Source organism: Mesorhizobium sp. B3-1-8, from assembly GCF_006439495.1.
In the GTDB taxonomy this organism is placed as follows: domain Bacteria; phylum Pseudomonadota; class Alphaproteobacteria; order Rhizobiales; family Rhizobiaceae; genus Mesorhizobium.
Window position 1 is genome coordinate 41091 of record NZ_VFTK01000028.1, and the last position, 13595, is coordinate 54685.

Genomic DNA, 13595 nt, shown 5'->3' on the forward strand with positions numbered 1-13595 from the left:
GGAGCCGGCGTGCAATCCGGGCCCTTGCAGTCGAGGACCGGATCCTCGGCCGGGGGCAGGCAATTTTGCCCCTCGCAATGAATTGCCGGCGACGGTTCCGTCGCTGGCTGGCTATTCGGCTGGACAGGTTGATCGTCGGCGCGAACAGGCGAAGCGCCTGCCAGGCCAATCATCGCCGCGCACGGCAGCGCTATCCGAAGCAAGTTCATTCTTGCCTCCACGGTTGGGAGCGAGGAGAAGCTACACCTTCGGTTGGGAGCCTACACCCTGTCAGCCGTGAATGGCGTTAACGGCGGGTTTCTGCCCCCGAGAGCCCATTGTCGCACCGACTGCCGCAATGAACCAGACCTGGCCGCGCTCCATGACGCCTCCCGTCGGTTGCCAATCCGAAGCGAACAAGACGTCCGAGGCCTGTTCCGTCGAGAGGGAGTACAATGGGCATCTCTCGGCCATCTGTACGTGCAATTTCACTCCGCAAGCGGAACGAGAGTGCGGGTTAACCAGTTACGTCGATATGCCTACCAAGGTCAAAGAACCGCAGCCGAAGTCCGACCAGAAAAAGGGCCCTGTTCCCGATCAGGAAGGATCGCCAGAGCCTGAACATGTCGATAAGCCACCGCGAGACGTACGAGAGGCACCGGCACCAAATCCCGACGGCAACAAGAAGTCCTGATGAATTGCGCAAGTGAAACGATGGCCCCCTACTATGTGGCCAGGCCTTTGCCAACCCAACCTCGGATGTAACCCAGGAGGGTTTCTCGCTGCTTCATCAATTGCATGAAGGTCCGATCCGGAGTGAAATTTCCAGCCGCGCCGCCTCCGGTGAGGCTATCCAAAGGCTCATCGAAGCGGTCGCACACAGAAATGAAACTGTCGATTTGGCTGTTGAGCGGATCGGTCGGTAGGTTCTGCCTCAGATAATCCTCAGGCGTTAGGCCCCTGATCGCCGCTCGACGGTCCTCAAATGTCTTTGAAAAGACTGGTACGCCCAAGGGGAATCGAACCCCTGTTACCGCCGTGAAAGGGCGGTGTCCTAACCGCTAGACGATGGGCGCGCTCAGACGAAGCGGCTTATAATTGCGTTGTTGCCAACCGGCAACCCATCCGCAGCCACATGCGACAACTTTTTTCACGGCGCCGTGAAACGCGTGGCTTTAGACGAAAAAAGCGCCGGACGTGCACGAACGGCGGGCAGGCTCAGCCGTCCTCGCCACCGCCGCTGCGGCGGCGGCAGCGCCAGTTCCAGTCGCGCTCGGGGCCGACGTCGACATGGACGGATTCGGTGTGGCAGTAGGTGCCGACGCCGCCGCGGCCCGGCATCGTGCGGACGTAGTTCGCCAACTCCCACTTCGAGACGCCCGGCACCTGGATGTCGGCGGCGGCGCAGTACATGTGCAGCGAGTTCTTGGCGCCGTTGGCGCGGCGGTTGCGCGAGGGATCGCGATAGCCGGAGGTGACGATCATCTTGCGGCCGAAATGGCCCTCGATCGTCTTCAGCACCCGCACCAGCGAAGGCTTGAGGCAGGCGACGTCGACGCTTTCATTCTGCTTCAAAAGACCATTTGGCGCGAGTCTCGCCATGCCGGCGGCCGACGCCACCTGGTAGGAACCGCCGCCCTCGTCCTCATTGAGGTCGACGTCGCTCTCGTCGTCGATGCCGGACTTGCGCTTGATCTCGAACAGCGCCGTCTGGCGCACGCCGGGGAGAGCGTCGGCGCCGGTGATGTGATTGGCCGGGTCGTCGAGCGAGGCCAGTTGCACCGGCTTCTCGGCCGGGGTCGCCGAGGCCAGCGTCACGATCGGCTTGGCCGGCGGCGGCGTGGTCTTGGCCTGCGCCGCCGGCTGGTCGCCGGAGCGCGCGTTGTTGATCAGGGGGGCGGGCGCGGCCGCAGCCGGCGTGGTGCTGAAAAGCGAGGCGAACAGGCTCTTCTTCGGCGCGGCGATCTGCGGCTGCGCAGGCTCGCCGGCGGTCACATAGACGCCGTTGCTCATGGCTTGCGTGGTCGCCTGCGCCTTCGACGCGACGGCGGCGGCATCCCCGGCGGCGACCTGCTGGGCGACGGCTTGCGTCTGTTGCGCCGTTTGCGCCTGCTGAACCAGCGGTTGCGGCGTGCTTCCGGCAATGGCCTGGGCGCCGGCAGGGATGGCGATGGGGAAGGTGCCGTCCGGCCGCGTCTCCGGCACATAGGCGACCTTCTCAGGCAGGGGCGTATCGCTCTCGCTCATCACGGTCGCTGCCGGGTCAGTGGGCGCCGATGCCTGCAACGACGAATCGGCCGAAGCCGCGGTCTTGGCGCTGGATGACGCGCTCATTTCGGTCGCGGTCGAATTGTAGGCGGGCGAAACGACCGACATCGTCGGGTCGCCGGTCGATGTGCAGGAGGCCAGAAGCACGGAGAAAAGCGCCGCCGCAATGCTGCGGCTTTCCCCTCGTGCAAGACGCCAACCTACTGATTTCAAAATAAATTCCCCCTCGGTATCCGGTCGGTTCGTTATCGCCGCGCCACTCCAGAACGGCGCCGCGATAACCCTCCTGTTCCCAACCGGAACGGGACGTGTGTCGAATCTGCAAGCCTCGGAATTATTCTGCGTCGAACGCCGATTTGAGGCCGCCGAACGATTGACGCCACCATTTCGCCCTGTTTGGGCGGGGCGTCAACTCACCAGACATTACAGTCTGTTACACGCGCACCTTGACATAGGTGCCCGGCGCATCCCCCAAGGTTTTCATACGCTTGCCCGGTTTTCGGGCGGGTACGCGGATGTCGTCCTGGTTCTCAATCCAGTGTTGCCAGTGCGTCCACCAGGAGCCGGGATGCTCGTGCGCCGCGGCGAGCCACGCGTTGAAGTCACCCACCGGCTTGCCGCCGGTCCAGTACTGATATTTCCTGGCGGCGGGCGGGTTGACGACGCCGGCGATGTGGCCGGAACCCGCCATCACATATTCGACGTCGCCGCCAAAAAACTGCGATCCCAGAAACACCGAAAGCGCCGGCGCGATGTGGTCTTCCTTCGTGGCCAGGTTGTAGACCGGAATCGTGATGTCGGCCAGCGAGACCATGCGCCCGGCAAGCTCCATCACGCCGCGCGAGAGATTGTTCTCGAGATAGCAATTGCGCAGATAAAACGAGTGGTTGGCCGCCGCCATGCGCGTGGAATCGGAATTCCAGTAGAGCAGGTCGAAGGGCAGGGGCTCCTTGCCGCGCATGTAGTTGTTGACGACGTAGGGCCAGATCAGGTCGCCCGAGCGCAGCATGTTGAAGGCGGTCGCCATCTTGGTGCCTTCCAGATAGCCCTTTTCGCTCATCGAGCGCTCGACGGCTGCGACCTGGTCCTCGTCGACGAACACCTTGAGGTCGCCGGCATGGGTGAAGTCGACCTGCGTGGTGAAGAAGGTGGCCGATTTGATGCGGTGGTCACCCTCCTGCGCCAACAGGGCAAGCGCGGCGCCAAGCAGCGTGCCGCCGACGCAGTAGCCGATGGCGTTGACCTCTTTTTCGCCGGTCGCCTTCTCCACCATGTCGAGGCCGAATTGCAGGCCTTCGCGGATATAGGCCTCCCAGCCCTTGGTCCCGTGGCGTTCGTCGGGATTGATCCAGGAGATGACGAAGACGGTGTGGCCCTGCTCGATCGCCCAGCGGATGAAGGATTTCTGCGGGTTGAGGTCGAGGATATAGAATTTGTTGATCCATGGCGGGCAGATCAGCAGCGGCCGTTTCAGCACGGTCTCCGTCACCGGGTCGTATTGGATGATCTCGGCCACGTCGCTGCGGCCGATGACCTTGCCGGGCGTCGTGGCGATGTTCTTGCCGATTTCGAAGGGCGTGTAATCCGCCTGGCGCAGCCTCAGGTCGCCCCGGCCGGCGGCGATGTCCTCGGCCAGCATCTTCATGCCGCGCACGAGGTTCTCGCCGTTCGAGGCGACGGTCTCGCGGAACAGCTCCGGATTGGTCAAGATGAAGTTCGACGGCGCGATCGCGTTCGACACCTGCTTGACGTAGAAGCTCGCCTTGTGGCGGGTGTGCTCGTCCAGGCCCTCGGCATGCTCGACAAGCTCGTTCGCCCAGTGCGAGGTGACGAGATAGGCCTGCTTGAGGAAATCGAAGAAGGCGTTGCGGCCCCATTCCGGGTCCTGGAAGCGCTTGTCGCCGCGTTCGGGCTGAACCGCGTCCCGCGGCGCCTCGGCGTTGGGGTTGACTTTCTGGATGGCGTTCGCCCAGACGGTCATATAGCCGGCGAAGAGTCGCGTCTGCGCTTCGAGCGCGCGTTGCGGATCGCCCAGCCAGTATTCCGAGAGCTTGGAGAAGGTCTTGACCATGTCGACGACCGGTTCGGCGACATGGTCGCGCACTTCACCCTTCTCGCGCGGTTCGGCCCAGGCGGAAGCCGCCTTGCCGGCCTGCTCGATCATGCGCGCCATGTTCAGGGCGAAGCGCTCGGGATCCTTCACCAGATATTGCTCGATGGCCGAAGGTCCGCCATTTTCCGCTTTGTCCGAATCGTCAGGTTTGGACATGGTTCGCGGGGTTCCTCCCGGAGCGTTTTCTTGACATATTACCATGGGACATCTGACCGGGTCCAATTTGCTGTAACCCGGCTGCCAGGAAAACAATATGACGATTAATGTTGGCCGGACTTTTTTTCTCGACGCGGGTTCGATTTGCCGCATGGCGGCCGTGGCGGGGCTGGTCGGCGTGCTGCTGCCCGCCGGCGGCTGCACGAGCACTAGCACGACCAATGCGCCGACGGCCTTGACCGAAGGCCCGAAGGATACCGGCTCCTATCCGAACCTCAATGTCCCGCCGCCGGTCGCCGCCAAGCAACTCACCAAGGAAGAGACGGCCGCGAACCTCGCCCAGCTCAAGGCCAAGGAGCAGGCACAGATCGCCAAGGGCAGCGGCGTCAAGGCACCGGCGAATGCGGCGGCACTCAGCACCTTGGCCAAGACGCATGGCGACGACACGCTGAAGCAGATCGAGGGCAAATGCGACCCTGCTCTCGACCCTAGTTGCAATTAGGTTTATATCGCGCGCCGAAAGCGCCCCTTTTGATCGTCTGGAACTGAAATGGAAGAATTTCACAAGGTACGCCGGCTTCCGCCCTACGTGTTCGAGCAGGTCAATCGGCTGAAGGCCAGCGCCCGTTCGCGCGGCGCCGACATCATCGACCTTGGCATGGGCAATCCGGATCTGCCGACGCCGAAAGCCATCGTCGACAAATTGTGCGAAGTGGTGCGCGACCCGCGCACGCATCGCTATTCGTCGTCGCGCGGCATTCCCGGCCTGCGCCGCGCCCAGGCGAGTTATTATCAGCGCCGCTTCGGCGTGAAGCTCAACCCCGACACGCAAGTGGTGGCGACGCTCGGCTCGAAAGAGGGCTTCGCCAACATGGCACAGGCGATCACCGCGCCCGGCGACGTCATCCTGTGCCCCAATCCGACCTATCCGATCCATGCCTTCGGCTTCATCATGTCGGGCGGGGTGATCCGCTCGCTGCAGGTCGAGCCCGATGACGGCTTCATCCCGGCGGTCGAGCGCGGCATCCGCCATTCGATCCCGAAGCCGCTGGCGCTGATCCTCAACTATCCGTCGAACCCGACGGCGCTTGTCGCCTCGCTCGACTTCTACAAGGACGTGGTCGCCTTCGCGAAGAAGAACGACATCATCATCTTGTCGGATCTCGCCTACTCGGAAATCTATTTCGACGGCAATCCGCCGCCGTCGGTGCTGCAGGTGCCGGGCGCGATGGATGTCTGCGTCGAGTTCACCTCGATGTCGAAGACCTTTTCCATGCCCGGGTGGCGCATGGGTTTCGCGGTCGGCAACGAGCGGCTGATTTCGGCGCTGACGCGGGTGAAGTCCTATCTCGACTATGGCGCGTTCACACCGATCCAGGTTGCGGCGGCGCATGCGCTGAACGGCGACGGCGCCGACATCGAGGAGGTGCGCGAGGTCTACCACAAGCGGCGCGACGTGATGGTCGATTCCTTCGGCCGCGCCGGCTGGACCATTCCCGCGCCCGCGGCCTCGATGTTCGCCTGGGCGCCGATCCCGGAGCCGTTCCGCCATCTCGGCTCGCTCGAATTCTCCAAGCTGCTCATCGAGCATGCGGATGTCGCGGTGGCGCCGGGCGTCGGCTTCGGCGAGCATGGCGACGACTACGTGCGCGTGGCGCTGGTCGAGAACGAGCACCGGATCCGCCAGGCCGCTCGCAACATCAAGAAGTTCCTCGCGACCACCGCCAAGCAGCCCAACAATGTGGTGCCTTTAGCCGCTCGTCGTTGAGTTGCCTGACATTTTTTGCACCTGACATTTTTTGCAAGTTTGAGGGGCGTCGCCGGACATGGCTGAAGCGTTGCGCGTTGGAATTGCCGGCCTCGGCACGGTAGGCGCCTCGGTGGCACGCGTGCTGCGCGACAAGGCGGCCGAGCTTGCCCGGCAGTGCGGTCGCGACATCGTCGTGACCGCCGTTTCGGCCCGCGATCCGAAACGCGACCGCGGCATCGATCTGAGCGCCGCGAAATGGTTCGACGATCCGGTCAAGATGGCCGAGCGGGCCGATATCGACGTCTTCGTCGAACTGATCGGCGGCGACGAGGGGCCGGCGCGGCTGTCGGTGAAGGCGGGGCTCGAGGCCGGGCGCCATGTCGTGACCGCCAACAAGGCGCTGCTTGCCAAGCATGGCGTGGCGCTTGCCGAGGTCGCCGAGAAGAAGGGCGTGCTGCTCAACTACGAGGCGGCGGTGGCCGGCGGCATCCCGGTCATCAAGACGATGCGAGAGGCGATGGCGGGCAACGCGGTGACCCGTGTCTTCGGCATCCTCAACGGCACCTGCAACTACATCCTGACCCGCATGGAAGCCGAAGGCATCGCCTTCGACGCCTGCCTGAAGGACGCGCAGCGGCTCGGCTATGCCGAAGCCGATCCGACCTTCGATATCGAAGGCCATGACACAGCGCACAAATTGTCGATCCTGACCAGCCTTGCCTTCGGCACCAGGATCGCCGCCGGCGACATCTATATGGAAGGCATCTCCAACATCACCCAGGCCGACATCCGCGCGGCGGGCGATCTCGGCTACCGCATCAAGCTGCTCGGCGTCGCGCAGCGCACCGACAGCGGCATCGAACAGCGCGTGCACCCGACCATGGTGCCGACGGCTTCGGTCATCGCGCAGGTGCATGGCGTCACCAACGCGGTGGCGATCGAGACCGACATCCTGGGCGAGCTCCTGCTCTCGGGTCCGGGCGCGGGCGGCAATGCCACCGCTTCGGCGGTCGTCGGCGACATCGCCGACATCGCCAAGAGCCGGCCGGGCTTCCAGCACGGCCCGGTCTTCGGCTGGCCGGCGAAGGAACTGAAGCCCTACAAGAAGGCGCGGATGCGCAGCCATGCCGGCGGCTATTTCATCCGGCTGACCGTGCATGACCGCACCGGCGTCTTCGCGGCCATCGCCAAACGCATGGCCGACAACGACATCTCGCTGGAATCGATCGTCCAGCAGGCAGCCGGCCCGGAAACGCAGGCGCAGAAGACCGTCATCCTCGTTACCCACGAGACGACGGAAGCGGCCGTGCGCAAGGCCGTCGAAGGCATCACCAAAGACGGTCATTTGACCGACAAGCCGCAGGTGATCCGCATCGAGCGGGCGGAATAGCCGAGTCCGATTCCGTCTTCAATCGATTGATTTTGCTGTCATTTCAAAAATTGACGGGGCAAGTCTTGCCGTTGTCATGGAGCTTTGCCAGAAGAAGCGCGCCTCTGGCGGGAGGCTGAGTTTCACGAGGAATGCCTGTTCATGAATATAGCCCAGAACATCGCCGCCGGCCTCGACCGGATCCTTACCATGGAAGTCGTGCGCGTCACCGAGCGGGCGGCGGTCGCGGCGGCAAGGCTGCGCGGGCGCGGTGACGAGAAGGCCGCCGACCAGGTGGCGGTCGACGCCATGCGCCAGGAGCTCAACCGGCTGGCCATCAAGGGCACCGTGGTGATCGGCGAAGGCGAGCGCGACGAGGCGCCGATGCTCTATATCGGCGAGGAGGTCGGCAGCGGCAAAGGCCCGGCCGTCGACATCGCGCTCGATCCGCTCGAGGGCACGACGATCTGCGCCAAGAACCTGCCCAACGCGCTGGCCGTCATCGCCATTGCCGAGAAGGGCAGCCTGCTGTTCGCGCCGGACGTCTACATGGACAAGATCGCCATCGGTCCCGGCTATCCCGAAGGCCTGATCGACATCGACGCCTCGCCAGCTGAGAACCTCGCCAATCTGGCCAAAGCCAAGGGCGTGGCCGTTTCCGACGTCACCGCCTGCATCCTTGACCGGCCGCGTCACGCCAAGCTGATCGACGCCGTGCGCGCCACGGGTGCGGCGATCCGGCTGATCGGCGACGGCGATGTCGCCGGCGTCATCCACACCACCGATCCGGACGAGACCGGCATCGACATCTATCTCGGCACCGGGGGCGCGCCGGAAGGCGTGCTGGCGGCGGCCGCACTTCGCTGCACGGGCGGACAGATGCAGGGCCGGCTGATCCTCGACACGCCGCAGAAGGTGGCGCGGGCGCAGAAGATGGGCATTTCCGACCCGAAGCGGATCTACCGCGCCCAGGACATGGCGCGCGGCGACGTGCTGTTCGCGGCGACCGGCGTCACCGACGGCAATTTGCTCGACGGGGTGAAGTTCGGCCGCACCTTCATCACCACCCACACCATCGTGCTGCGCTCGTCCTCGCGCACGGTGCGCGAGATCAAGGCCAGGCACCAGGATCTGGATAAGTTCTGATCTCGCTTAGCCCGAGCGTTTTTGCCGCAATTCGGGGAAAACGTTCCACACCTTTCCCTGGGTTGCTCGCTTCCCCGCAATTGCTCTGGACGTCGCATGTTGATATCTGCGCAGCAATGATGTGCAGACGGCGCGTCGCATGACCGGCGAGAAACGGTTCTTCCTCGATGTCAGGCAGTCGGCGACCGGTGTTTCCTGGGAACACCGGCTGACCGAGCGGCAGGACATGGCCGCGCTCGCGATCGCGCAAGGCCGTGGCGTGCCCGACATCGTGGCGCGGGTGCTTGCCGGGCGCGGCGTCAGCGTGGAGCAGACCGAGCGTTTCCTCGATCCGACCATTCGCGAGCTTCTGCCGAACCCGGCATCGCTGACCGATATGGAGAAAGCGGCGGCGCGGCTGGCCGATGCGATCGTCGCCCGCGAGAAAGTGGCGATCTTCGGCGACTATGACGTCGACGGCGCGGCATCGTCGGCGCTCATCAAGCGCTTTCTCACGCATTTTTCGGTGCCGTCGGAAATCTACATCCCGGACCGCATCTTCGAGGGCTACGGACCCAATCCGGAAGCGATGCGGGAGCTGATCTCGCGCGGCGCGAAGCTGATCGTCACCGTCGACTGCGGCACCAACAGCGCGACCTCGATCGACGCGGCCAGAGAGGCCGGCGCCGATGTCGTGGTGCTCGACCATCACCAGGTCGGCGGCCCGCTGCCGGCCGCGGACGCCGTGGTCAACCCCAATCGCGAGGACGACCTGTCGGGGCAGGGGCATCTGTGCGCCGCAGGCGTCGTCTTCCTGTGTCTTGTCCAGACGGCGAAGGTGCTGCGCGCGAGGCTGCCGGACGCCGCGCCGGTCGACCTGCTTTCAATGCTCGACCTGGTGGCGCTGGCGACGGTCTGCGACGTGGTGCCGCTCACCGGGGTCAACCGGGCCTTCGTGGTCAAGGGGCTGCAGGTGGCGCGCCAGCAGAAGAACGAGGGGTTGGCGGCGCTGGCGCGGGTTTCACGCATCGGCGAGCCGATCAACACTTTCCATCTGTCCTTCCTGATCGGCCCGCGCATCAATGCCGGCGGCCGCATCGGCGATGCCGCGCTCGGCAGCCGGCTTTTGGCGACCGACGATCCCGTCGAGGCGACAGGGATTGCCGAGACGCTGGACCGGCTGAACCAGGAACGGCAGCAGATGGAGCAGGAGATGCTGGCGCAGGCGCGCGCCGAGGCCGATGCGGAGCTTGCCGGCGGCAACGGCCCGGCGGTCATCGTCACCGCCAGCAACACCTGGCATCCGGGCATCGTCGGGCTGATTGCTTCTCGGCTCAAGGATTATGCGCGCCGGCCTGCCTTTGCCATCGCGTTCAATTCGACCGGCATCGGCACGGGCTCGGGCCGTTCGGTGACCGGCTTCGATCTCGGTCGGCTGGTCCGCGAGGCGGCCGAGGCCGGGCTGATCGTCAAGGGCGGCGGGCACGCAATGGCGGCGGGCATCACCGTCGAGCGCGCCAAGCTGGGCGAACTGCGCGCCTTCTTCGAGGAGCGCGCCGCGGCCGACGTGTTCCGGCTGCAGAACGAGGAGAGCCTGGCGATCGACGGCGCCTTGGCCGCCGAGGGCGCCACCATCGCGCTGCTCGACGCGCTGGAGAAAGCCGGGCCGTTCGGCGCCGGACACATCGCACCGGTGTTCGTGCTGCCGCGCCATCGGCTGGCCGACGCGCGCGCGATCGGCACCAACCACATCCGCGTGGACCTGCAGTCGCAAAGCGGCGGCAAAATCCAGGCCATGGCGTTCCGTGCCGTCGACACCGCGCTCGGTGAATTCCTGTTCAAAAACAGGGGCAGGACCGTGCATATCGCCGGTTCGCTCTCGGGCAATTACTGGAACGGCAACCGCACGGTGCAGTTTCGCATCAGCGATGCGGCGCTAGCTTAACGACGCAATAGGGGTAGATTCAGACCAGAACGGTCTGCAGCCGGGTCAGTTCGTTGATCTGGGACTTCGTCGCCTGGTAGCCGAGGCTGATCGCCTCGTCGGCGCGATGGAATTCCGTCAAGCCGATATGGCTGAGCTTGGGCTGCAGCGACATATCCGGCGGATCGCCGGCAAGCCTGGCGCGCGAAATCCGGTCCTGGATGATGTTGAAGGCCTCGACCATGACGCCGGTGATACCAAGGCGGGTCTGGTGTGATTGGGGATTGACCTGGCCGGGGCGCGGCGCGTCGTTCTCGACAAGCAGTTCGCCGGCGCTGTGCTTGATGACGGCGGCGCGGCCGAACAGGTCGTAATGCAGGTTGACCGCCACGACGAGCGGCTGCTCATAGGCGCGGCAGACCGAGACCGGCACCGGATTGACCAGCGCGCCGTCGACCAGCATACGGCCGTTGCAGGCCACCGGCTCGAAGACGCCCGGCAGCGCATAGGAGGCGCGCATGGCGGTGACGAGCGAGCCGCTCGACAGCCATATCTCATGGCCGGTGCGGATTTCAGACGCGACGGCGACGAAAGGTTTCGACAAGTCCTCGAAACGGGCGCCGTCGAGGTGCTCGCGCAGGCGCTGATCGAGCCTCATGCCGCCGAACAGGCCGCTGCCGCGAAGATTGAGATCGAGAAGGCCGAAAATGCGCCGCTTGGTCAGGCTTCTGGCGAATTCTTCCAGTTCGTCGAGCTTGCCGGCAAGGTAGCAGCCGCCTACCAGCGCGCCGATCGAGGTGCCGGCGATCATCGATACTTCGATGCCGGCCTCGTCAAGCGCGCGCAGCACGCCGATATGGGCCCAGCCGCGGGCGCATCCGCCGCCGAGCGCCAGCGAGATACCGGCTTTCCTGTCTGGCTTCGGGTCAGACGCGCCGCCGGACGATGCGGGGCCGTTGGCCTCCCGAACGTCAGATCTGCTGCGCAATGACGCCCATTCGAGCATCACGATCTCCCTTGTCCCATATCCCTTCTACCGCAAGGATATTTGAGAATAGTGAATATGAGTGGTTTGTGAATATTGAATGGTTCACACCGGCTTCCGATACCTATGGTCCGCATCGAACAGCGGTCTGCTGCCGTCGTCGACAAGCGTCGTCTTGCCGTCGTTCAGCCCCACCGTCCGATAAAAGCAGGAACGTCTGCCGGTGTGACAGGTTGCGTCGTGGCCCAACACTTTGACACGCAACCATATCGCGTCCTGGTCACAATCCGTGCGCATCTCGACGACGTGCTGGAAATTGCCCGAGGTCTCGCCCTTCTTCCACAGCGCGTTGCGTGAGCGCGACCAGTAGTGGGCGACCCCGGTCTCGAGCGTCAGCGCCAGCGCTTCGGCGTTCATATGCGCGACCATCAAGAGCATGCCGTCGCCGGCATCGGTGACGACGACGGTGACGAGGCCCGCGGCATCGAAGCGCGGAGAAAGAACGGTGCCTTCCTCCAGCGCTTTCTTGTCTGATGGAGCTTTTGGGAATTCGACTGCCGACATCGCCGGTCCTTGTATGTTCGGGCAGGCGACGGCCGGCAAATCAGCCGGCGCGCACCATGGTGACGAAGCGGACCTGCTCCTCGGGCGTATCCTTGAAGACGCCGGTGAAGGTCGAGGTCAACGTGGTCGAGCCCTGCTTGCGGATGCCGCGCATGGCCATGCACATATGCTCGGCTTCGAGCATGACGGCGACGCCACGCGGGTTGAGAACATCCTGGATGACGCCGGCGATCTGCGCCGTCATCGCTTCCTGGGTCTGCAGGCGATGCGCGAAGATGTCGACGACGCGCGCGATCTTCGACAGGCCTACGACCTTGCCGTCCGGCAGATAGCCGACATGCGCCTTGCCGATGATCGGCACCATGTGGTGCTCGCAATGCGAATGGAACTTTATGTCCCTGACAATGACGAGATCGTCATAGCCGGCGACTTCCTCGAAGGTGCGGCCAAGCTCGTCGGCCGGGCACATGTCATAGCCGTTGAACATTTCGCGGAAGGCTTTGGTGACACGCTTTGGCGTGTCGATCAGGCCTTCGCGGTCCGGATTGTCGCCGGTCCAACGCAAAAGCGTACGCACGGCGGCTTCGACCTCAGCCTCGCTCGGACGATCGGTGACAGGCTTGTCCAGATATTCGGACGGGGGCATGATTTTCTTGATGACGGCATCCATAAAGGCGTCTCCCGTAGTCCCACTCAAAGGTGGGACGAGTTGAACGGACCACGACCTTTTGGGTGAAAATCGCCCATTTCCATCCCGCAAGCGGCGTGAACATATGGGCAGGGACAACGGCTTGTCGTCGCCTTGTCGATGCCCGACTGCGGTTATTATATATGGTTCTGGCGGCGCGAAAGGAAGACGCGAGAGCGGCAAAGCCTGTTCGCTCGGCGGCGACGGATTGGAAAAATATGATCGACGACGTCTACAATGCGAAAATTCTCAGTTTCGCCGGGAACATAGGGCGGATCGGCCGGCTCGACGATGCCGACGCGACGGCCAGGGCGCATTCGAAATTGTGCGGCTCGACGGTCACCGTCGACCTCAAGATGGATGGCGACGTGGTGACCGATTTCGCCCATGACGTGAAGGCCTGCGCGCTCGGCCAGGCCTCGTCGTCTATCATGGCCCAGCATGTGGTCGGCGCCCGCGCCGACGAATTGCGCGCCGTGCGCGAAACCATGCTGAAGATGCTCAAGGAGAACGGCGCACCGCCCGATGGCCGTTTCGCCGACCTCAAATATCTGGAGCCGGTGCGCGACTACAAGGCGCGCCATGCCTCGACCATGCTGACCTTCGACGCGGTGGTCGATGCGATCGGCCAGATCGAGAAGAAGCGCGCCGGACAGGCGGCCTAAGGATAGGAC

At 64.2% G+C, this 13595-nt stretch carries 11 protein-coding genes and 1 tRNA gene; 6 read left to right on the top strand and 6 right to left on the bottom strand.

Annotated features, from left to right (window positions below; genetic code table 11):
* Nucleotides 1-980: 980 nt before the first annotated feature.
* The 3 genes from FJ424_RS23710 to phaC all read right to left on the bottom strand — a co-directional run bounded on the left by FJ424_RS23710 (nt 981) and on the right by phaC (nt 4516).
* Nucleotides 981-1055, bottom strand: a tRNA-Glu gene (locus tag FJ424_RS23710).
* Between the two features lie 142 nt (nt 1056-1197).
* Nucleotides 1198-2355 (bottom strand): YcbK family protein, encoded by a 1158-nt coding sequence (locus FJ424_RS23715; RefSeq protein ID WP_181182005.1) that lies wholly within the window; start codon nt 2353-2355, stop codon nt 1198-1200.
* A gap of 325 nt (nt 2356-2680) precedes the next feature.
* Entirely contained in the window at nt 2681-4516 is a 1836-nt protein-coding gene (gene phaC / locus FJ424_RS23720) for a class I poly(R)-hydroxyalkanoic acid synthase (RefSeq protein WP_140652389.1), read from the bottom strand.
* Between the two features lie 97 nt (nt 4517-4613).
* On the opposite strand from phaC, the gene FJ424_RS23725 reads away from it, so the two are divergent.
* The 5 genes from FJ424_RS23725 (at nt 4614) to recJ (ending at nt 10705) form a co-directional block, all read left to right on the top strand.
* Complete coding sequence (locus tag FJ424_RS23725) at nt 4614-5018, top strand: hypothetical protein (protein WP_181181998.1); 405 nt, start codon at nt 4614-4616, stop codon at nt 5016-5018.
* A 48-nt stretch (nt 5019-5066) separates the two neighbouring features.
* Nucleotides 5067-6284, top strand: a complete 1218-nt coding sequence (locus tag FJ424_RS23730; protein WP_140648140.1) for an LL-diaminopimelate aminotransferase — start codon at nt 5067-5069, stop codon at nt 6282-6284.
* A gap of 58 nt (nt 6285-6342) precedes the next feature.
* The gene (locus FJ424_RS23735; protein WP_140652387.1) at nt 6343-7656 is read left to right on the top strand and encodes a homoserine dehydrogenase; all 1314 of its coding nucleotides are present in this window, start codon (nt 6343-6345) and stop codon (nt 7654-7656) included.
* A 141-nt stretch (nt 7657-7797) separates the two neighbouring features.
* Nucleotides 7798-8781: a class II fructose-bisphosphatase gene (gene glpX / locus FJ424_RS23740; protein WP_140652385.1), complete on the top strand. Its 984-nt coding sequence runs from the start codon at nt 7798-7800 to the stop codon at nt 8779-8781.
* A gap of 139 nt (nt 8782-8920) precedes the next feature.
* Nucleotides 8921-10705 (top strand): single-stranded-DNA-specific exonuclease RecJ, encoded by a 1785-nt coding sequence (gene recJ / locus FJ424_RS23745; RefSeq protein ID WP_140652384.1) that lies wholly within the window; start codon nt 8921-8923, stop codon nt 10703-10705.
* A 19-nt stretch (nt 10706-10724) separates the two neighbouring features.
* On the opposite strand, the gene FJ424_RS23750 is transcribed toward recJ, so the two are convergent.
* The 3 genes from FJ424_RS23750 to folE form a co-directional block, all read right to left on the bottom strand.
* Nucleotides 10725-11690, bottom strand: coding sequence for a patatin family protein (locus FJ424_RS23750; RefSeq protein ID WP_140652382.1), 966 nt, complete (start codon nt 11688-11690; stop codon nt 10725-10727).
* An 84-nt stretch (nt 11691-11774) separates the two neighbouring features.
* A complete protein-coding gene (gene hisI / locus FJ424_RS23755; RefSeq protein WP_140652380.1) occupies nt 11775-12233 on the bottom strand; it encodes a phosphoribosyl-AMP cyclohydrolase in 459 nt (152 codons plus the stop codon).
* Nucleotides 12234-12273: 40 nt separating this feature from the next.
* A complete protein-coding gene (gene folE, locus FJ424_RS23760; protein ID WP_140648134.1) occupies nt 12274-12903 on the bottom strand; it encodes a GTP cyclohydrolase I FolE in 630 nt (209 codons plus the stop codon).
* 236 nt (nt 12904-13139) lie between these two features.
* On the opposite strand from folE, the gene FJ424_RS23765 reads away from it, so the two are divergent.
* Nucleotides 13140-13586 (top strand): iron-sulfur cluster assembly scaffold protein, encoded by a 447-nt coding sequence (locus FJ424_RS23765; protein WP_140652378.1) that lies wholly within the window; start codon nt 13140-13142, stop codon nt 13584-13586.
* The last annotated feature ends 9 nt before the right edge of the window (nt 13587-13595 follow it).

What these genes read in the sequence shown, in the direction of transcription:
- phaC (WP_140652389.1), bottom strand. Translation starts at nt 4,516, where the DNA reads ATGTCCAAACCTGACGATTCGGACAAAGCGGAAAATGGCGGACCTTCG.
- FJ424_RS23750 (WP_140652382.1), bottom strand. Translation starts at nt 11,690, where the DNA reads ATGCTCGAATGGGCGTCATTGCGCAGCAGATCTGACGTTCGGGAGGCC.
- folE (WP_140648134.1), bottom strand. Translation starts at nt 12,903, where the DNA reads ATGGATGCCGTCATCAAGAAAATCATGCCCCCGTCCGAATATCTGGAC.
- FJ424_RS23730 (WP_140648140.1), top strand. Translation starts at nt 5,067, where the DNA reads ATGGAAGAATTTCACAAGGTACGCCGGCTTCCGCCCTACGTGTTCGAG.
- FJ424_RS23725 (WP_181181998.1), top strand. Translation starts at nt 4,614, where the DNA reads ATGACGATTAATGTTGGCCGGACTTTTTTTCTCGACGCGGGTTCGATT.
- recJ (WP_140652384.1), top strand. Translation starts at nt 8,921, where the DNA reads ATGACCGGCGAGAAACGGTTCTTCCTCGATGTCAGGCAGTCGGCGACC.
- hisI (WP_140652380.1), bottom strand. Translation starts at nt 12,233, where the DNA reads ATGTCGGCAGTCGAATTCCCAAAAGCTCCATCAGACAAGAAAGCGCTG.
- FJ424_RS23765 (WP_140652378.1), top strand. Translation starts at nt 13,140, where the DNA reads ATGATCGACGACGTCTACAATGCGAAAATTCTCAGTTTCGCCGGGAAC.
- glpX (WP_140652385.1), top strand. Translation starts at nt 7,798, where the DNA reads ATGAATATAGCCCAGAACATCGCCGCCGGCCTCGACCGGATCCTTACC.
- FJ424_RS23715 (WP_181182005.1), bottom strand. Translation starts at nt 2,355, where the DNA reads ATGTCGGTCGTTTCGCCCGCCTACAATTCGACCGCGACCGAAATGAGC.
- FJ424_RS23735 (WP_140652387.1), top strand. Translation starts at nt 6,343, where the DNA reads ATGGCTGAAGCGTTGCGCGTTGGAATTGCCGGCCTCGGCACGGTAGGC.